At 60.4% G+C, this 17866-nt stretch carries 20 protein-coding genes and 1 other RNA gene; 5 read left to right on the forward strand and 16 right to left on the reverse strand.

What is annotated here, in order from left to right:
* Positions 1-24 precede the first annotated feature (24 nt).
* The 3 genes from AC1DYR_RS10845 to AC1DYR_RS10855 form a co-directional block, all read right to left on the reverse strand.
* Positions 25-1386: an efflux RND transporter periplasmic adaptor subunit gene (locus tag AC1DYR_RS10845; protein WP_477705111.1), complete on the reverse strand. Its 1362-nt coding sequence runs from the start codon at positions 1384-1386 to the stop codon at positions 25-27.
* Positions 1387-1657: 271 nt separating this feature from the next.
* A complete protein-coding gene (gene rnhA, locus AC1DYR_RS10850; protein WP_477705112.1) occupies positions 1658-2140 on the reverse strand; it encodes a ribonuclease HI in 483 nt (160 codons plus the stop codon).
* Positions 2141-2194: 54 nt separating this feature from the next.
* Positions 2195-3034, reverse strand: coding sequence for a class I SAM-dependent methyltransferase (locus tag AC1DYR_RS10855; protein WP_477705113.1), 840 nt, complete (start codon positions 3032-3034; stop codon positions 2195-2197).
* A 12-nt stretch (positions 3035-3046) separates the two neighbouring features.
* Between AC1DYR_RS10855 and gloB the strand changes: the two genes are divergently transcribed.
* Both gloB and AC1DYR_RS10865 read left to right on the forward strand, forming a co-directional pair.
* The gene (gene gloB, locus AC1DYR_RS10860; protein WP_477705114.1) at positions 3047-3898 is read left to right on the forward strand and encodes a hydroxyacylglutathione hydrolase; all 852 of its coding nucleotides are present in this window, start codon (positions 3047-3049) and stop codon (positions 3896-3898) included.
* A complete protein-coding gene (locus tag AC1DYR_RS10865) occupies positions 3895-5448 on the forward strand; it encodes a transglycosylase SLT domain-containing protein (protein ID WP_477705115.1) in 1554 nt (517 codons plus the stop codon). The genes gloB and AC1DYR_RS10865 overlap by 4 nt, the downstream gene beginning before the upstream one ends.
* Before the next feature lie 46 nt (positions 5449-5494).
* Here the strand turns inward: AC1DYR_RS10865 and AC1DYR_RS10870 are convergent, their stop codons facing one another.
* The 8 genes from AC1DYR_RS10870 to dnaX all read right to left on the reverse strand — a co-directional run bounded on the left by AC1DYR_RS10870 (position 5495) and on the right by dnaX (position 12326).
* Positions 5495-5647, reverse strand: a complete 153-nt coding sequence (locus AC1DYR_RS10870; protein ID WP_348050368.1) for a DUF3096 domain-containing protein — start codon at positions 5645-5647, stop codon at positions 5495-5497.
* Positions 5648-5779: 132 nt separating this feature from the next.
* Complete coding sequence (locus AC1DYR_RS10875; RefSeq protein ID WP_477705116.1) at positions 5780-6619, reverse strand: ABC transporter permease; 840 nt, start codon at positions 6617-6619, stop codon at positions 5780-5782.
* A 2-nt stretch (positions 6620-6621) separates the two neighbouring features.
* Positions 6622-7449, reverse strand: coding sequence for an ABC transporter ATP-binding protein (locus AC1DYR_RS10880; RefSeq protein ID WP_477705117.1), 828 nt, complete (start codon positions 7447-7449; stop codon positions 6622-6624).
* Positions 7450-7586: 137 nt separating this feature from the next.
* A complete protein-coding gene (locus AC1DYR_RS10885; RefSeq protein WP_457278636.1) occupies positions 7587-8636 on the reverse strand; it encodes an ABC transporter substrate-binding protein in 1050 nt (349 codons plus the stop codon).
* A 134-nt stretch (positions 8637-8770) separates the two neighbouring features.
* The gene (locus tag AC1DYR_RS10890) at positions 8771-9184 is read right to left on the reverse strand and encodes an MAPEG family protein (protein ID WP_457278637.1); all 414 of its coding nucleotides are present in this window, start codon (positions 9182-9184) and stop codon (positions 8771-8773) included.
* A 71-nt stretch (positions 9185-9255) separates the two neighbouring features.
* Positions 9256-9882, reverse strand: a complete 627-nt coding sequence (gene recR / locus AC1DYR_RS10895; RefSeq protein ID WP_477705118.1) for a recombination mediator RecR — start codon at positions 9880-9882, stop codon at positions 9256-9258.
* Between the two features lie 157 nt (positions 9883-10039).
* On the reverse strand, positions 10040-10372 hold the full coding sequence (locus tag AC1DYR_RS10900; RefSeq protein WP_457278639.1) for a YbaB/EbfC family nucleoid-associated protein: 333 nt from the start codon (positions 10370-10372) through the stop codon (positions 10040-10042).
* Between the two features lie 94 nt (positions 10373-10466).
* Complete coding sequence (dnaX, locus tag AC1DYR_RS10905; RefSeq protein ID WP_477705119.1) at positions 10467-12326, reverse strand: DNA polymerase III subunit gamma/tau; 1860 nt, start codon at positions 12324-12326, stop codon at positions 10467-10469.
* 198 nt (positions 12327-12524) lie between these two features.
* On the opposite strand from dnaX, the gene ffs reads away from it, so the two are divergent.
* Positions 12525-12621, forward strand: an RNA gene (gene ffs / locus AC1DYR_RS10910) — signal recognition particle sRNA small type.
* Positions 12622-12673: 52 nt separating this feature from the next.
* On the opposite strand, the gene AC1DYR_RS10915 is transcribed toward ffs, so the two are convergent.
* On the reverse strand, positions 12674-13321 hold the full coding sequence (locus AC1DYR_RS10915) for a hypothetical protein (RefSeq protein WP_477705120.1): 648 nt from the start codon (positions 13319-13321) through the stop codon (positions 12674-12676).
* Positions 13322-13420: 99 nt separating this feature from the next.
* Here AC1DYR_RS10915 and AC1DYR_RS10920 point away from each other — a divergent pair, with 99 nt between their 5' ends.
* Complete coding sequence (locus AC1DYR_RS10920; RefSeq protein WP_477705121.1) at positions 13421-13990, forward strand: hypothetical protein; 570 nt, start codon at positions 13421-13423, stop codon at positions 13988-13990.
* Between the two features lie 77 nt (positions 13991-14067).
* Here AC1DYR_RS10920 and AC1DYR_RS10925 read toward each other — a convergent pair whose 3' ends face one another.
* Together AC1DYR_RS10925 and AC1DYR_RS10930 are read right to left on the reverse strand one after the other, a co-directional pair.
* Positions 14068-15156, reverse strand: coding sequence for a putative phage abortive infection protein (locus AC1DYR_RS10925; protein ID WP_477705122.1), 1089 nt, complete (start codon positions 15154-15156; stop codon positions 14068-14070).
* Between the two features lie 198 nt (positions 15157-15354).
* Positions 15355-15831: a low molecular weight protein-tyrosine-phosphatase gene (locus AC1DYR_RS10930; RefSeq protein ID WP_477705123.1), complete on the reverse strand. Its 477-nt coding sequence runs from the start codon at positions 15829-15831 to the stop codon at positions 15355-15357.
* 186 nt (positions 15832-16017) lie between these two features.
* On the opposite strand from AC1DYR_RS10930, the gene AC1DYR_RS10935 reads away from it, so the two are divergent.
* Positions 16018-16278, forward strand: coding sequence for a hypothetical protein (locus AC1DYR_RS10935; RefSeq protein ID WP_477686522.1), 261 nt, complete (start codon positions 16018-16020; stop codon positions 16276-16278).
* Between the two features lie 36 nt (positions 16279-16314).
* Here AC1DYR_RS10935 and AC1DYR_RS10940 read toward each other — a convergent pair whose 3' ends face one another.
* On the reverse strand, positions 16315-16806 hold the full coding sequence (locus AC1DYR_RS10940; protein ID WP_477705124.1) for a hypothetical protein: 492 nt from the start codon (positions 16804-16806) through the stop codon (positions 16315-16317).
* A gap of 240 nt (positions 16807-17046) precedes the next feature.
* Complete coding sequence (locus AC1DYR_RS10945; RefSeq protein ID WP_477705125.1) at positions 17047-17739, reverse strand: Crp/Fnr family transcriptional regulator; 693 nt, start codon at positions 17737-17739, stop codon at positions 17047-17049.
* Positions 17740-17866 lie beyond the last annotated feature (127 nt).

Raw genomic sequence — 17866 nt, forward strand, 5'->3', positions numbered from 1 at the left:
TGGGGGCTATGGCGCGTCAGCCGCTCAAGTGGGGTCGCGCGCGGGCGGGCCGGCCGGGCGGCGCTCGGCTGGGGCCACGTTACGCACCGGCACCAGTGCCCCCGGGGCTTCCGACACTACGACGCCACAGGGGTTGGGGCCGGCCGGCGGCGCTTGCGGTGCGGCGGCGGCCGCAGCTTCAGGGGCTGCTGCGGGCGAAGTACCGGCAGCGGCAGGCGCTTTTGCGTTGCCCGCACGGGCGGAGGCGTTCGCGGCCAGATCCACCACGGACACCACCGTGCCGTCACGCTGCACGCGCTGCTGGCCGGTCGCAACCACCACGTCGCCGGACTCCAGGCCTTCGAGAATCTCGACCTTGCCGGGGCTGCGCAGGCCGACCTTGACTTCCACGCGCCTGGTGGTGCGGGTCTGCTCGTTCGGGCCTTCCAGCAGCTTGATGACGAACTGCCGGCCGCCCTGCGGGACAATCGCTTCCTCTGGCACCACGCGCGCGTTCTCGCGTACGCCGAACACCGTGTTGACCCGGGCGAACATGCCGGGCCGCAGCTGCAGCTGGCGGTTGTCAATGCAGCCCCGGATACCAATGGAGCGGCCATTGGCGTCGATCAGGGGATCTATGGCCTGGATTTGCGCGTTGTACTTGCGCCCTGGCAAGGCGTCGATGTCGAGCACAGCTGTCTGGCCGCGCTTGACCTTGCTCTGAAAGCGTTCAGGCAACCGGAAATCGACAAAGATGGCCTCGATGTCCTCGATGTTGACGATGTCCGCGCCGTCTTTCAGGTAGTCGCCCACGTTGACGAGCCGGATACCGGCAATGCCGTCAAATGGTGCGACGATCTTCAGCCGCGCGGCAGTGGCCTTGGCCAGCGACAGCTTGGCCTCGGCCACCTGCAGGTTGGCGGCGCTTTCATCGAGCGAGCGCTGGCTGATGAAGTTTTGCGCCACCAGTTCCTGGTTGCGCTTCTGGTTGGCCCGCGCGATCGACAGTTCGGCCTGGCTTTGCTGCACCTGCGCCAACGGCAACTGGTCGTCGAACTGCACCAGCACCTGGCCTTTGCGCACACGCTGGCCATCGGTGAAATTGAGCTGGGTGATGCGCCCGCTGACCTCGGGCCGCAAAACCACGCCGCGGCGCGAACGCAGGCTGCCTACGGCCGAGGTGTCATCCGACAATCTGGCGAGTTCCACCTTGGCAGCTTCCACGGTCACCGGTTTTCCGGCGGCAGCACCGTTGGCGCCATTGCCGGCGCCCTGGCCCGTCGAGGCAACCGGCGAAGACCCGGCCGCACCGCCCTGCGCCTTGGGTTTTTGCACCCACCAGGCAGCACCCGAGGCGACCGCAATGCCCGCTATCGCGACCGCTGTGTAAATTGCTTTTGATGCCATGGGGAGGAAAACTTGTTATACAAAGAGATACAAACTTCCAATGTAGCAGGACACCATGGCGCTTGCAGCTTTTTCCGGCGTCTGTACGGGGTAAGCGCGGTAGCTTTACAACGGCTTTACCAAACGTCTTGGGCGACCAAAACGGCGCGGATGCTATGTACGCTTATGGTGCGCGCCGGGGTTCGGAATTTTTTGTGGGCCAAGGCAGATTGGTGCGTGTTTTTGCGCACATGTTCCCGCCCCTCACTCAGAGTCCCAGCACGGTTGTTTGTTACAACCGACCGAGCGCGCGTTCCACGCCTTTGTTGGCCAGCGCGTCGGCGCGCTCGTTGCCCGGGTCACCGGCATGTCCCTTGACCCAACGCCAGTCGATCTTGTGGCCGCTGGAGACAACCAGGGCGTCCAGGCGCTGCCAGAGATCCACATTCTTGACCGGCGCCTTGGCCGCCGTACGCCAGCCCCGGGCTTTCCAGCCGTGAATCCATTCGGTAATGCCCTTGCGCACGTATTCGCTGTCCAGGTAAAGCGTCACGCTGCAAGGCCGCTTCAGCGCCGCCAGCGCCTCGATGACGGCAGTCATCTCCATGCGGTTGTTGGTTGTGCCAAGTTCGCCGCCAAATAATTCTTTTTCGGTGCCACCCATTGCCAGCAGCGCCCCCCAACCTCCGGGACCGGGGTTTCCCTTGCATGCGCCGTCGGTATAGATCACGACGTGTTGTGGTTGTGGCGTTGCGCCTGTTGGTGTGTCGGTCATGCGTTACAAATGCTCCCGCTAAGCTCCGAAAAGCAACCGGTGGTTAAAGAAAAATCAGGCAGGCGGCTGAGAGCGGGATGATCGGGTGAGCGGCTCCTTGTTGGCTATCGCGGCCGGCGCTGTCGCCGGCGCCCTTCGCGCCTTCCAGGCGGGTTCAAGCAAGCGGACTCCCCGTACACGCTTGACCGCTGCGAGGAAATAAACAGCACCAAAAATAGGCCACCAGCGTTCGCCCGCGGCATCCATCCACTCGAACCGGTCCAGCCAGGCCTGACTCGTGAGCGCCGGCCGGTAGCAGCCGAAGCGCCCCGACTCTACCTCAAAGTCCAGCAGCCTCAGCCAGTCGCGAAGACGCCAGTAACCGATGAACTCGCCTGTTTTGGGAAGGAAGAGGTTGTCATACCCCCAACGCTGGTAGATATGGCCACGGCGCTGGCGCAGCCCCCACAAGCTGGTCGGATTGAAGCCGCTGATGACCACCCGCCCTTCCGGAACAAGCACCCGGCTCACCTCGCGCAGGCTGGCATGCGGGTCGCTGCTGAGTTCAAGCGTATGCGGCAATACCACCAGGTCCAGGCTGTTCTCCGGGAAGGGAAGCGCTCCCGCATCGGTCAGGAGCGCCGCGCGCCGGGAACTTGCGGCCGTGCGGCCGCTCGTATCTGTAGCCGGGGACTTTCCGGGTTCAGACGGCGGCGGCAGCGAATCCAGTGCCAGCCATTTGTGCGGCATGCGATTGGCTTGCAGGGCGTCGAGCTCCGGCAGGCCCAATTGCAGCGCGTGGTAGCCAAACACGTCGCTGACGGCCTGGTCAAAATGCTTGCGCTCCCAGTCCAGAAGATAGCCACCGGGAGGGGTCTTCAGCCAGTCCGTCAAACCTATAATTTCAGAGCTCATTGAGACCACTGTATGTATTTGATTCCCATTCCTGCCTTCGACGACAACTACCTCTGGCTGTTGCATGACGGCAGGCGTGCCCTGGTCGTGGACCCGGGAGATGCCGGGCCGGTGCAGCGCACCCTGAAGCAGCACGCATTGCAACTGGAGTCGATTCTAGTCACGCATCACCATGCCGACCATACAGGCGGCGTAGATGCCCTTCGCGAGGCAACAGGTGCTCAGGTCTGGGGCCCGGCCACCGAACACATTCCGCGGCCATACACGCCCCTCAGCGGTGGCGACACAGCGAAAGCCCTTGGTCTTAATTTTCAGGTGATTGATGTACCTGGCCATACCGCAGGCCACATTGCTTTCTACCTTGCCCCCACGCTTTCCGCTTCGCGTGATGCGCTGCCCCCCGAGGGGGCTCATCCGGCTTGGGGCGGCCCGGCGCCGGATGGCCTTTCCGTGAACGGCAGGCCGCTGCTGTTTTGCGGCGACACACTGTTCTCGAGCGGTTGCGGACGCTTGTTTGAGGGCACGCCGGCGCAAATGCTGGCCTCGCTCGACAAGCTGGCTGCGTTGCCTGGCAACACCGTCGTCTGTTGCACCCATGAATACACACTCAGCAATCTCCGCTTTGCCATGGCGGTCGAGCCAGAAAATGCCGACCTGGCGGCATATCAGGCGCAATGCGTTGCACTTCGCGCCCAGGGAAAGCCAACCTTGCCGACCTCTGTGGCCCAGGAATTGCTGATCAACCCCTTCTTGCGGACCCGCCAACCCACTATCATGGCTGCTGCCCGGCACTTTGATGCGTCGGCCCGAGACGACAACACCGTATTTGCCGCCATCCGGCAGTGGAAAAACCAATTCAAATGACGCCACACGACCGAACCACTGCAGCATCTCCTCTTCCCAAACTCGTCAATTTCCGTATTGTTCCGCTGGCGTTTCTGCTTGTGGCAGCACTGCTGGCGGGCTGCGCCACACAGCCGCCCGGAATGCCGGGTGACCCGGTCCTCACAACAGGAACAGGCCCCACCGCCAAACCGCAAGTGCCGGGCGGCCCGCTTCAGGCCATCACACCAGGCCAGGTCGGCTCGTACCAGATCGCATCCACAGAACCTCCCAAGGAACTGTGGGACCGTATTCGCCGCGGCTTTGCCATGCCCGACCTGCAAAACGAGCTGGTGACGGATCGCGAGCAGTGGTATGCCAGCCGGCCGGATTACATCCTGCGCATGACCGAGCGCTCCAGCAAATACCTTTTTCATATCGTTGAAGAACTCGAGCGCCGCCAGATGCCGACGGAACTGGCATTGCTGCCGTTCATCGAAAGCGCTTTTAACCCGCAGGCCGTTTCCAGCGCCAAAGCCGCCGGCATGTGGCAGTTCATGCCGGCCACCGGTAAATATTTCGACCTGAAGCAAAACGCTTTCCGCGACGACCGGCGTGACGTACTGGCTTCCACCCGCGCGGCACTGGACTACCTGCAAAAGCTGCATGGCATGTTTGGCGACTGGCATCTGGCGCTGGCGGCCTATAACTGGGGTGAAGGCAGCGTGGGCCGCGCCATCGCCAAAAACCAGAGAGCGGGGCTGGGCACCAGCTACACCGACCTGAACATGCCAGCAGAAACCCGGCTCTACGTGCCCAAGCTGCAGGCCGTCAAAAACATTGTGGCCAATCCGCAGGCATTCCGCACCGAACTGCCGCTGATCGAGAACCACCCTTATTTTCAGCAAGTGCTGATCACGCGCGACATCGACGTAGCCCTGGCGGCGCGCCTGGCGGACGTCAAGATTGAAGACTTCAAGGCGCTCAACCCATCAGCGCACCGCCCCGTGATCATCGCGGCTGGAACGCCGCAGATATTGCTGCCCTGGGACAATGCCACAGTGTTCCAGCGCAACTTCGAGGCCTTTAGTCAGGGCCAGTACGCCAGTTGGACGGCCTGGACCGCACCCAGCACCATGAATCCGGCCGAAGCAGCACGCCGCACCGGCATGAGCGAAGCCGACCTGCGCGGCGTCAACAACATTCCGCCGCGCATGCTGATCAAGGCGGGCTCGACCTTGCTGGTGCCGCGTTCAGCGAAAGTCGAGGCCGACGTGACCAGCCATGTCGCCGATAACGCGCAGGTGTCGTTTTCACCCGAAGTCGTGACCCGGCGCACCACCGTCAAGGCCCGCAAAGGCGAATCGGTGGCCACCATTGCCAAGCGCTACGGGTTGAGCACCTCCAGTGTGGCTGAGTGGAACAACGTCAGCGTCTCCAGCGGTTTCAAGCTGGGCCATCAGGTGGTGGTTTTCCTTCCGGTCAAAAGCCACGCGTCCAAAGGCCAGGCCTCCGGCCGCAGTCGCGGCAGCTCCGCCAAAGTGACCAAACGCAGCAATACCAAGACGGTCGTCAAGTCCAAAAAACGTTGACGTTCCGGAGCACGCGCTCTAGCAGTCACCAGCTTCGGGGCTGCTGCTACAGCTTGAACGAACCGCTGCCGAACAAACCGATCAAGCCGATAACGATCAGGTAAATCGCCACGATGTAATTGAGCAGCCGCGGTATCAGCAGGATAAGAATCCCCGCGATAAGCGACACGATGGGGCCGATGCTGAGTGAAAGATTCATGGTGCGTCCTTGGAGTGAAGCCGGCTTGCCGCTGCTGCGCATGGCAGAAGCGGTGCAGGCAGCCACGACTTTAAGGAGCAGCCCGGCCGCAGGCTGTAGGACGACAGGAAGAATTGCGGTGCAGAGAAAGCGTCAAAGTTTTTCCGTCTCACCGGTACGCGGCTGCCATTTCATGAGCCGTTTTTCGAGACGGCCCACGATGCCGTCCAGCACCAGCGCGAACGCCGTCAGCACCACGATGCCGGCAAACACCGTGTTCACGTCAAACGTGCCCTCGGCCTGCAAAATCAGGTAGCCCACCCCCCGCGCAGAGCCCAGGTATTCACCCACGACGGCTCCGACAAATGCCAGGCCCACAGAGGTATGCAGGCTGGAAAACACCCAGCTGGTCGCGCTTGGCAGGTACACCGTGCGCAACAGCTGGCGCTGGTTGGCACCCAGCATGCGGGCATTCGCCAACACCACCGGGCTGACCTCTTTCACACCTTGGTAAACATTAAAAAACACAATGAAAAACACCAGCGTGACCGCCAGCGCGACCTTGCTCCAGATGCCAAGGCCGAACCACAGCGCAAAAATGGGTGCCAGGATCACACGGGGCATGGAATTGGCCGCCTTGATGTAGGGGTCCAGGATGGCGCTGGCTGTAGGGGCCAGGGCAAGCCACAGGCCGCACGCCAGGCCCAGCACGGTGCCTATGCCGAAGGCCAGCACGGTTTCCAGCAGCGTTGTTCCCAGGTGCAGGTAGATGTCGGCATTGCCCGCAAGGCCTTCGGGAAACAAGCGGCTCTCGCCAAAGCCGAAAGGCATGAACCAGCTCCAGACGCGGCCAGCCACCTTGATGGGCTCCCCCAGGAAAAAGGCAATTTTCTCGTCGCGCGAGACCAGGTGCCAACCCGCCAGCATGCACATCAGCAAGCCGATTTGCCAAGCGCGCAAGTTGCTTTCGGAAGGCCTGATATGGCGCCACATGATCAAGCGGCTTTCTTAAGTTGCTGTGCATAGCCCTTGAGCACTTCATCGCGCAACACATTCCATATCTGCGTATGCAACTCGACAAAACGCGGCTGGCTGCGCACCTCCGCCACGTCACGGGGGCGCGGCAAGTCAATCAGGAATTCGCCGATGGGGTGCGTGCCTGGGCCGGCCGACAGCACCACCACCCTGTCGCTCATGGCGATGGCCTCGTCCAGATCGTGCGTGATGAACAGCACCGCCTTCTTTTTGGCCGCCCACAGGTCCAGCACTTCGTTTTCCATGAGCTGGCGGGTCTGGATGTCGAGCGCGCTGAAGGGTTCGTCCATCAGGATGATGTCGGGGTCCAGCGCCAGCACCTGGGCCAGGGCGGTGCGCTTTCGCATGCCGCCCGAAAGCTGGTGCGGATAGCGGTCACCGAACTCGCCCAGGCCCACACGCTCAAGCCAGGCCTGCGCCTGGCGGCGGGCTTCATCGTCGGGTATGCCCCGGTATTGCAATCCCATCATCACATTGGCGATGGCGCTGCGCCACGGCATCAAGGCTTCAGTCTGGAACATGTAGCCGGCGCGGGTGTTGATGCCGCCCAGCGGTTGGCCAAACACCCGAACCTCGCCGGAAGACGGCTCCAGCAAACCGGCGCCAATATTGAGCAACGTGGATTTACCGCACCCTGTAGGCCCGACAACCGAAACGAATTCACCGGCCCGTATGCGCAAGGTAGTGTCGCTCACCGCCGTATAGCGCTGGCCCGTATCGTCACGCGAGCGAAAGGTGCAGCTGATGTTGATCAGCTCCAGGGCGTAGGCGTCGTCGGGTTCTGGCATGGCGGGAGCTTACAGCAAGGTGCTTGCGCAGGGCCTCTATCTTCACCAGCAGGGGCCGCGGAACCGGCTTTGCCGGGCCGCAGGCGCAGCGCCCCCTCGGGGGGCAGCGAACCACACGCAGTGGGGAGCGTGGGGGCTCAAGCTTTAAATCGGTCCTTGGCCTTGCGCGCGAACTCGTTGGTATAGGTCTTGGCGATATCGATCTTGTCGGCCTTGATGCTGGGGTCAAAGCTTGCCAGTGCCTTGAGCGCCGTGCGCGCGCCATCATCAGGAATGATGCCGTCGAGCGAAATCGACTCGCGCACCTTGTTGAACGACGCAAGGTACAGCGCCCGGTCGCCCAGCAGGTAGCTCTCGGGCACGGTCTTGATGATGTCACCGGGGCCTGCCGTCTGCAGCCACTTGAGCCCATGCACGATCGCATTGGCCAGTGCCTGGCAGGTGTTGGGATTTTTCTGGACGAACTCTATCGGGGCGTACAGGCAGGCCGCCGGCATGGAACCGCCAAAAACTTCGATCGTGCCCTTGAGCGTGCGCGTATCGCTGATGATCTTTACCTCGCCCTTTTGTTCGAGCATGGTCATGACCGGGTCGGTATTGCTCATGGCGTCGATCTGGCCCGAACGCATCGCGGTCAGTGCGCCTGCCGCGGTGCCGACCCCGATGAAACTGACGTCGCCGGGTTTGAGCCCCGCACGCGAAAGCACCAGGTTGGCCATCATGTTGGTGGACGAACCCGGCGCAGACACACCGATTCTCTTGCCCTTCAGGTCCGCGACCGTTTTGTAGTTGGGCATGTTTTTCGTTGAGACGCCAAAAGCAATTTGCGGCGCCCTGCCCTGCAGCACAAAAGCCTGGAACATCTGGTTTTTGGACTGAAGGTTGATGGTGTGCTCGAAAGCACCCGAGCAGACGTCGGCAGAGCCGCCCACCACGGCCTGCAGCGCGCGCGCGCCACCGGCAAAGTCGCTGATTTCAATGTCCAGGCCTTCGGCCTTGAAATACCCCAGTTGCTCTGAAATGGTAAGAGGCAGGTAATAGAACGCCGCCTTGCCGCCGACCGCCAACGCAATTTTTGTTTTCTCGAGCCTGGGTTGCGCGCGAAGCGCCGGCAATGCCAGCGTTGCTGCTGCCAGTGCGGTGCCACCGGCAAAAGCCCGGCGGGAAATCAGGGGTTGGCGATTCATGCAAGCCTCTCTCTTTTTTTGATGTCACAAGCTTATCGAGGCATAAAAAAACCCGCATCGGGGTCATCCCGTGCGGGTTTTTACCGAAGGTGATCGCGTTACCAGAGGTAACTTTCACACTCTCGCCGCATGTGTCAACGAAAGCCGGAAAAAAGAATGACGATATTGATAAAAAGTGCACACGCCCAGATGGCAGAGCGGGCTTTGGCGAGGTCAGCGATGTACATCATGATGTAGGCAATGCGCAGCACGACAAAGAGCAATGCCAGGATGTCCAGCCGTGTCTGCCCCGCCTGCAGGACGTGCGCAATGATGACTGCTGCAAAGAAAAAGGGCAGCGCCTCGAATGTGTTGGCTTGCGCGGCGTTGGCCCGGGCACGCCAGTCGGTTTGCTGCGCCAGCCAGCCTCGCGGGTTGTGGTTGTCATATCCACCATCGCGCCGCGGGGTGCTCATCGTGCCGTATTTGGCAATGGCGGCACACACAATGGGCAACAGGGCCGCAATCAGAACACACCAGTAGGCAATGGTGAAGCGTGCGAATGTCATGGTGGGTTCCTTTCGTTATGGTCGCCCGCTGCGGGCATGAAGCTGTCAAGATAAAACTAAAAACACCGCCCTCACCTGCGGTCCACCAACGCGTGGGCAATGGTGCCCAGGTCTACGTATTCAAGTTCGCTGCCCACCGGCACTCCGCGCGCCAGGCGCGTCACCTGGACGCCGCGGCTTTTCAGCGCCTGTGCAATCACGTGTGCAGTGGCTTCGCCTTCGGCCGTGAAATTGGTCGCCAGGATGACTTCCTGCACTTCGCGCGATGCAGGCGGCAATGCCTCGCCGCGCTCGTTCTTGGGCACCACGCGGTCAAACAGTTTTTGCAAGCCGATGTCGTTGGGGCCTATGCCGTCAAGCGGGCTCAGCTTGCCCATGAGCACAAAATAAAGGCCCTTGTAGGCCAGCGTGCGTTCAAGGGCCGCCTGGTCGGCCGGTGTTTCAACCACGCACAGCTTGCTGCGGTCACGCTGCGGGTTGGCGCAGGTGGTGCAAACCTCCTGCTCCGTCAGCGTGTTGCACAGGGTGCAATGCCGCACGCTGCTGACAGCGTGCTCCAGCGCACGGGCAATCTGCAGCGCGCCGGGCTTGTCGTGCTGCAGCAGATGGAACGCCATGCGCGCGGCCGACTTGGCGCCCACGCCCGGCAGCTTGCGCAAGGCCTGGGTAAGGCCTTCGAGAGCGTTGGAGTCAGCCATGTGGTGAGGAATGCAGCTTTAAAGAATATAAAGAACAAAGGCGTAGCGAGCGGGTTCAGGGCAAGGCGCGGGTGTCAGGTCACCGGAATGCACTTGAGGTGCATGAGGATGACCTGATCGGGACCCGCAACGCGGCCATGAGCCCGCGCAGTAGCCGCTAGAAGGGGAGCTTCATGCCGCCAGGGAGGCCGGGCATTCCTGCCGTGAGCTTGCCCATTTTCTCGTTGCTCACTTCTTCGGCCTTGCGCACGGCGGCGTTGAACGCAGCAGCCACCAGGTCTTCCAGCATGTCCTTGTCGTCGGTCAGCAGGCTGGGGTCAATTTCGACGCGTTTGACATCGTGCTTGCAGGTCATGGTGACCTTCACCAGGCCGGCGCCGGCCTCAGCGGTGACCTCCACAAATGCCAGTTCTTCCTGGGCTTTCTTGAGGTTGTCCTGCATCGCCTGCGCCTGCTTCATGAGGCCCGCGAGTTGTCCTTTGTTAAACATGGTAGTTCCTTTAAAACTTGAAATCGAGGTGTGCTTTGCGTCTGAAATTGCGTCGAAATTGGGGGCAGAAACTGGTTTTAAAACCTGCCTTTGATCATATCGACTTCGCGGCCAGCGGCCGGATGCTGCCGGGGACAATTTTGGCGCCCCAATCGCGAATCATGTCCTGCACAAACGGGTCGTTCTGGATCATTTCTTCGGCCGCGCGCTGGCGCTCGGCCTGCGCCGCCGCATTGCGGCGCGCCGGGGTGTCGGTGACGGGCCCCACTTCCACCGCGAGCCGCAGGGCCGCATCGCCAAGATGCGCCTGCAGCGCGGCTTGCAGCTTTTCACGCGCTGCCGCCTGGTTCAGCGACTCGCGTTCTACCCGAAGCGTCCACAGCCCATCGGCCTGGCTGCGCAATTCAGACTGCAAGCCCAATTCACGCGTCAGTGCCGCCACGGCCTCGGCGGCCACCAGCTGGTTGACGGTCTGGCTCCAGCCCTCGCCGTGCGGAACAGGCACCAGAGGCGCGACGGCAGCAGCTGGCATGCCCGGCTGCGGGCGCTGCTGCGGCACTGGCCGCTCCGGCATCACCACAGGAGCTGCTACTGAATTGATAGCTGCTTGCGCACGTTCCGCCTGGGCTACGGGCTGTTTTTGTTCAAAATTTTGAGGCGCTGGTGGTTCCTGTGACACGCGCGCTGCAGCAGTCGCAGGCTCATCATGTGCGGGTTCAGGTGCAGCGGCAAGCGCCGGCGCCGCACGCCGTTCAGGCAAAGCCACGGGCGCATGGGCCCGCGCCACCTCAGGCTGGGGCTTTTTTCCGGGCTCGGCGGCACCCCCCGAATGGGTGGTAGCCGAAGCCGAGGGTTTGAAAGCCAGCAGGCGCAGCAGCACCATGGTCAGGCCCGCGTATTCGTCGGGCGCCAGGCCCAGCTCACCGCGGCCATGCAGGCACAGGCTGTAAAGCAGCTGCGTTTCATCGGCGGGCAGCGCCTGGGCCAGCCGCGCCGTCTCCGCGATATCCGGGTCGGCCCCGTCGTCGCCCGCCCCCATCTCGGGTACGGCCTGCAACACCGCCATGCGTTGCAGCACTGTCGTCATTTCCTCCAGAGTGGAAGCCGCGCTCAAGCCGTTCAGCCGCAACGCTTCGGAGGTTTCGACCACGGTTTTGCCGTCGCCGCGCGCCAGGGCGTCCAGCAGGCGATAGACATAGCTGCGGTCCACGCTGCCCAGCATGGTGCGCACACTGGCTTCTTCGAGCTTGCCGGAGCCAAACGCAATGGCCTGGTCCGTCAGCGACAGGGCGTCGCGCATGGAGCCGCGCGCCGCGCGCGCCAGCAGGCGCAGCGCCTGCTGCTCGGCCGGGACGTTTTCAACGCCCAGCACCTGCGTCAAATGCTCCAGCACCGTCTCAGGCGCCATGGGCCGCAGGTTGAACTGCAGGCAGCGCGACAGCACGGTGGCCGGCACTTTCTGCGGGTCGGTCGTGGCCAGCACGAACTTCAGGTATTCGGGGGGTTCTTCCAGCGTCTTGAGCATGGCGTTGAACGCCGTGTTCGTGAGCATGTGCACCTCGTCGATCATGAAGACCTTGAAGCGGCCGACGACGGGTTTGTAAACGGCTTGCTCGAGCAATTGGGCGATCTCATCGACACCCCGGTTGGACGCTGCGTCCAGCTCCGTGTAATCCACGAAGCGGCCGCTGTCGATGTCGGTACAGGCCTGGCACACGCCACACGGCGTGGCCGTAATGCCGCCCTGCCCGTCCGGCCCCAGGCAATTGAGCGACTTGGCCAGGATGCGGGAAATGGTTGTCTTGCCTACGCCCCGCGTGCCGGTGAACAGGTAAGCATGGTGCAACCGCTGGGTGGCCAGCGCATTGCCCAGCGCCTGCACCACATGCGACTGCCCCACCATTTCCGAGAAATTTTTGGGGCGGTATTTGCGGGCGAGAACGAGATAGGACATCCAGCCATTCTAATTTGCCGTGGATATGGCCCCCACGCTTTTCGCTTCGCGTAATGCGCTGCCCCCCGAGGGGGCCGCTGCGCCTGCGGTCTGGCAAAGCCAGTCCCGCGGCCCCGGCTGGAATAAATACCTGCGCGCCTTCTCCCTAATGAGGGTTATTGCGGAGGGGTCATTCCCAAGTCCCTTACAATCGAGGGTGACGGGCCTTCCCGCATGATAAAGCGGCCAACCGGGTCAGGTGGGGAACCAAGCAGCCCTAACTGTGGAGTCAGTGCCGGGGTCAAGGCTCGTCACCTTATTCATCTCAAATCCGCGGTTCTCGCGGGTTTTCAAGCCTGTAGCGGCTTCTAGCGCTTCACTCTCTTAAAAAGAGCCCCAGTGCAAACAACAAACTCATCCACTGTTTGAGTGCTTCTCTCCCTGAGAGCTTTTCCTTTGGACATCGTCGTGTCAATCACAGTGAGGTCCAGAGTCGTATTCACATCCAATTCTCCGGGTCTCCTGTTGAAGCCAACGACGAGCTTTTTCTCCTCAACGATAGCCTGATACGCAGCGACTACATCTTCGTCCAAGGCTCCAGCAAACAGAGCAAACCCCTCGTTTTCCGCTAGAGCCCTTATGGCCTTCTTTGGAGCATTACCTGTCGGGGCACGAATAAACGCATTGAAGGGAGCCACTGCTCCGGATTTGGGATTGAGCCCATCCAAGACGCCAAGCTTCAGTGCGTATGAAAGCCCCCATTTTTCACTAGCGCGCATATAAAACGATCCTACGATTCTTATCGGGGCACCGCCTTTGGTACTGAAGTCTCGCTCGAGTGCTGCGAACTCCATTCCGCAGGCTTGTAGCTGCCCTTCTGCAGTCTCGCGGTGGCTTTTGGTAAACAGCGTGCCTTGTAACTCCTGCACTACCTGTGCCTCCACTGTCGATATGTCCTGCGCGTGGCTCGTAACAATGCAGCACACCGAAAGTGCCGTACTTAATAGCTTTTTCATGTGGCCTCCCCTTTCCGGGGATGCTAATCCTTTGTTGCGGATTGGGAAACAGGGGTGAACGGCGGCATGCTACGCTGCACGAAACAAATCGGGGGCACCATGAAAGCAGTTTGTATTTTCCTAGCCGGACTTCTAGCTGCACCCGGCGCGTTCGCGCAGTCCCTGCTAGAGGTCGAAATGGTCGGCCAACCCCTCGTTTACGGAAAAGATGGCACTGTTGAGGGCTGCGGCGTGCGAGCTGTGGGAGTTATTCTGCCGGTTCAAGGGCGACCAACTTTTAGGTCATTCGATCTGTCCGCCAACGTTTGGAAATCCGGTGTGGCGTTGGCCAAAATCATCGGAGAAGTGACTCCGGTCGCAACCCCTGAGCCAGGCAAAGGCCGCCGCGTAGCTTTAAAAAACGCGTGGCTAAAAGCGGAGGGCAAAGAGGCGGCCGCGCCAATTCAGAAGAGCTTTAAGGAAAGCGCCACGGAAAAGGGTGCGTATTTGTTCGCGGTTGAGCCCGCTGCGTCCCTTGAATTCATCTTGGCCGCATCGAACAGCCGTAGAGTGCAAGCAGGCGTTAATTGGAACGAGGCTACTGAATGGATTTACACCGGCGTAATCCAACTCACTGAGCAACAGCGTCAGCAAATGCAAAGCTGTTTAAAGGAAATAGGTTTCCTCTAAAAGACCGATGCGTTGACAGTGGGGCTAGCAACACAGTTGCAGCCTCAGCAGGGGTCCATTGCTCTTAGCTTGCCATCCTATTTTCGATTTAGTGCGTCAAGACGTAGGCGCTGGGCAGCGGCCTCTGCAGAAACATCAAAGCGTTGGTGATTCGGTTTCATATCTCCCGGATTCAATTCTGGCTGAACCTTGCGTTGAGTGCTTCCCAAAAAGGCGTGCCTATTGAACGCAGCTCTAAGAGCCGGTAGAAATTTAACTTGATCCTTTGGATGCATATGCTCCAGCAGACCATACCGCTGGATGAAATCTACAAAATCCCAACCGCGCCAAGTTAACGAGTTCAATGCCAAAAGCAACACCGTGCCTTCGCTGATCTGCCCTCTCGCAATTTTTGAAAGTCGAATTTTCTCCACATCTGGAATATCAGCCAAGTCGATAAGCTGAAAGGTCTGAAAGAGAATTCTTATGAATGGTCCAACCCGAGAAGGTTGCTCGTCATAGAGTTGCTGATAACTTATCACGGCAGCTAACAAAAGTGCATCCGACTCAAGATGCCTATGCTGGATTCGTATTGATGCTGCGATAGCGTCCAATGCGGCAGGACCGCTCCAATAATTGTCGAGATCTTTTCTAAACGACTCTATATTTCGCCGTCTCGCAGTCTTCAGTCTTACCACTCTGTCGGCGAGTTCACGGCTGAGCTTGAGCAATTCAAAAAAGCTTTGTTGAACATGCTCGAATCTTGTCTCTGCACGGCTGAGTTTTTCGGCAGCTTGCAACTTTTTTAAGGTAATCCGCTGCAACATTGTCGCCCACACAACACCCAAGCAGGCAAGTGCTGAGGCCAACGCATTGAATCCGCCAAAGGCATCACCCGCCTGACCAAGCGCAGCAAGGTGCCCGTCTCCATCCTTATCGAGCCGCAGTCCTTCTGACAGACTTTCTTTTTGTGTCGAAGCGGGAGGTTGAACCGTTTTTACGGGACCACTAACGAACCCAGTCCTGGTAAGTGTGTGTTCGAATCCCATTCGAACAAAATTTCCCAAAAATGCTATCCAAACTATCCAAATGAAAATTACAAATGCAAGTGCCCAAATAAAGACGGTCGGTCGCTCCCAAAACTCCTCCTTGTCTTCGTTCAATGCCTTATTAGTGTTGACCTGCATACAGAAACTCTTCTGATTATTTAATTTGTCATTCAAATGTCGGCAATCCGGCCCTGCTCTTACCTCGCCAGCATTCGTAGGAAATTTCAAAGGCATTTCCACATTCATAACACGCCATCAATGTCATGCATGCTCCCAGTTGTTAGTGAATTGAATGTAACCGAAGGCCGCTAAAAAGCCACACAGTGCGACATACCGTCAATGCTGTCGCTCCACATATCGAAGCAACCCTTCGCAAGCATCTTCCACCAAGTCGAGCACATGCTCAAACCCATCCTTGCCGCCGTAATAAGGATCAGGCACAACCGGGCTGTCATGCTTCAAGCAAAACTCCGTCAGCCTGCGCACTTTGCCGAGATGTTCGGCGGGACATTCCTCCTGGATCAAAGCCAGGTTGTCCCAGTCCATCGCCAAAATCAAATCATGGCGCTCAAAATCTGAATCCGAAATCTGCCGGGCCCTCAAGCGTGACAGGTCATAGCCTCGCCTGGATGCATGCGCTTGGGAGCGCTCATCGGGCGGATTGCCAGGGTGGTAGTTGTGGGTGCCGGCCGAGTCGACCTGGATCTGATGGACAAGCCCGCGGTCCATGACTCTCTGCAGGAACACGCCATGGGCTGTGGGGCTGCGGCAGATATTGCCCATGCAGACAAAGAGGATGGAATAGGGTTTCATGGATTGAAGGCTGGGCCGGGACTCGCCATGGAAGACCCAAAGAACATGCGGGCTTGGGCTGCCAGAACCATTTTAGGTCTGCCACCGCCTATCCAGCCGACAAAGCCACCACTAGGCCAGACGGCCCATAGCCACAGCCACTCCATCCGTATACAGTCCATTGACGGAGACAACCATGCAATGCTGATGACCTGCATAGGAGGCCCGCTTCATGGGCTGCAAGTAGGAATTGCCGACGATGCCCTGGTGTATGACGTGCAGGGCAGCAGGCCGCGTGCGCGTTATTTGCGGCAGGTACCTTCGCAGTACTATGATCCCCGGGCCGGCCATGCCGACTCTGTGGCGTTTTTTGCGTTGAGTTCGCTGAGCGGGATGGAGGTGACCGATCTGATCATCGCCCACCTGGAAACTTTTCAGCCCGTGCCGGTTGCGTCAAAGCCGGCCTGACGGCTCCACGGACATCCCGGAAAGCAGGCGGAGAAGTTAGCCCGGCGTCATAGGCTGGGTGGCCTGCTCGCCCGGGGCCGCCGGGTGGGCGCGCTGCCCGCGCTCCTGCGTCAGTGCCAGGTGAAGCTGGTGCAAGGCGCCCACACACTCCAGCACGATGGACTGGACCAGCTCCGCGGCCTCGCCGGCCTGCGAGTTGGGTGCTGCTGCGAGTTTTTCACCGACGCTGTGCATGAGCCTGGCTTTGACGGCGCCAAACAGCGCGTCCCAGTCGGCGATTGCGATGTCCAGCGGGTGGTCGGGTGTGAGCGCTTCGAGCTGCCGCTCGGGAAGCGAAGCGAGATGGATGCCGTCAGCGCCCTCGCCGTCTCCTTTGGCCCAGTCGCGCAGGACATCCAGCGCAGCGGCGCTGGTGGCGGGCAGCTCGCATCGGGACTCCTTCATGAGTTCAGGAGAGCTCAGCATGGTCAGCGCCGAGCGCGCCAGCAGCCTGATATTGGGAGGGGGTGAGGAAGCAAGCCGGATCATTTCAGAACCCTCGCTAAAGGAGTTGCATTGCGCTGCAACAGCGGTCGGGCGCTGCGTCTTCAAAGGTTCGCAATATCGCCGTACGCCCCTTTTTAGGCGGCCCAAGGCGATCCGTCCGTGCGGTAACGCACATCAACCGCAAAAGGTTTCCAGGCAGAGTCGCGGGCTGCCATTGAGCTGAAACAGGTAAACCGATGCTTTTGCCTGACAGGCAGGGCCCCGCTATCCCAAACCCGCTCGTCAGTGAAGCAATTGGGTATAGGTTTTCCGGTCAGCCGCGTAACAGCTGCATGCCGCAGCCTCCAGGCCGCTGCGGTCAAGAACTTTCAATTCACCACGGTGGTATTCGATCAATCCGCTGCGCTGCAACGCGCTGGCGGCCGACGTGATGCCGACGCGGCGCATGCCCAGCATGTAGGCCAGAAATTCGTGCGTCACATGAAAATTGTCGGCGTGCGCGCGGTCCTGGCTCATCAGCAGCCATCGGGCCAGGCGCTGGCTCGTCAGGTGAAACCGAAGGCAGGCGGCCGATGCGGACTGCTGCGCCATCAGCACATAAAGGTAGCGGTTCAGGCCGCGCTGCAGCGAAGCACTGCGCGCCAGCTCGCGCCGGAAAACGGCGGTGCTGATCCGCCAGGATGCCCCCGCGCCCTGCACCACCGCGTGCACCGGTGCGGTAACAACACCCAGCACCAGTTGCGCACCCAGCATGCCTTCGCGGCCCACCATGCCGACCTCCACCCCCGGGCTGCCTTCCACCAGGGCCACGAGGGAAATGAAGCTTTCGACGGGGAAATAGACGTAACGTGTGGGTTTGCCGGGTTCACACAGCACCTCAGCCAGCGACAACTCAACCGGCTCGCAGACGGCCAGCAGGCGCAGGCGGTCCTTGCGAGGGAGAAGCTCAATGAGGTGATTTTCGACAGGGGCCAAAGCGGCTCTCCGGTGTAAGAACCTGTTCACGGTCTAAACGGGGCCGCGCAAGCACCTTCTCGGGATGGGATGCAAGGCGCGGTGCGCTGCCCATAGTGCAGCTATGGGCAAGCGCCGCAACGCCGCA

It is taken from the genome of Polaromonas sp. P1_F9, from assembly GCF_056405615.1.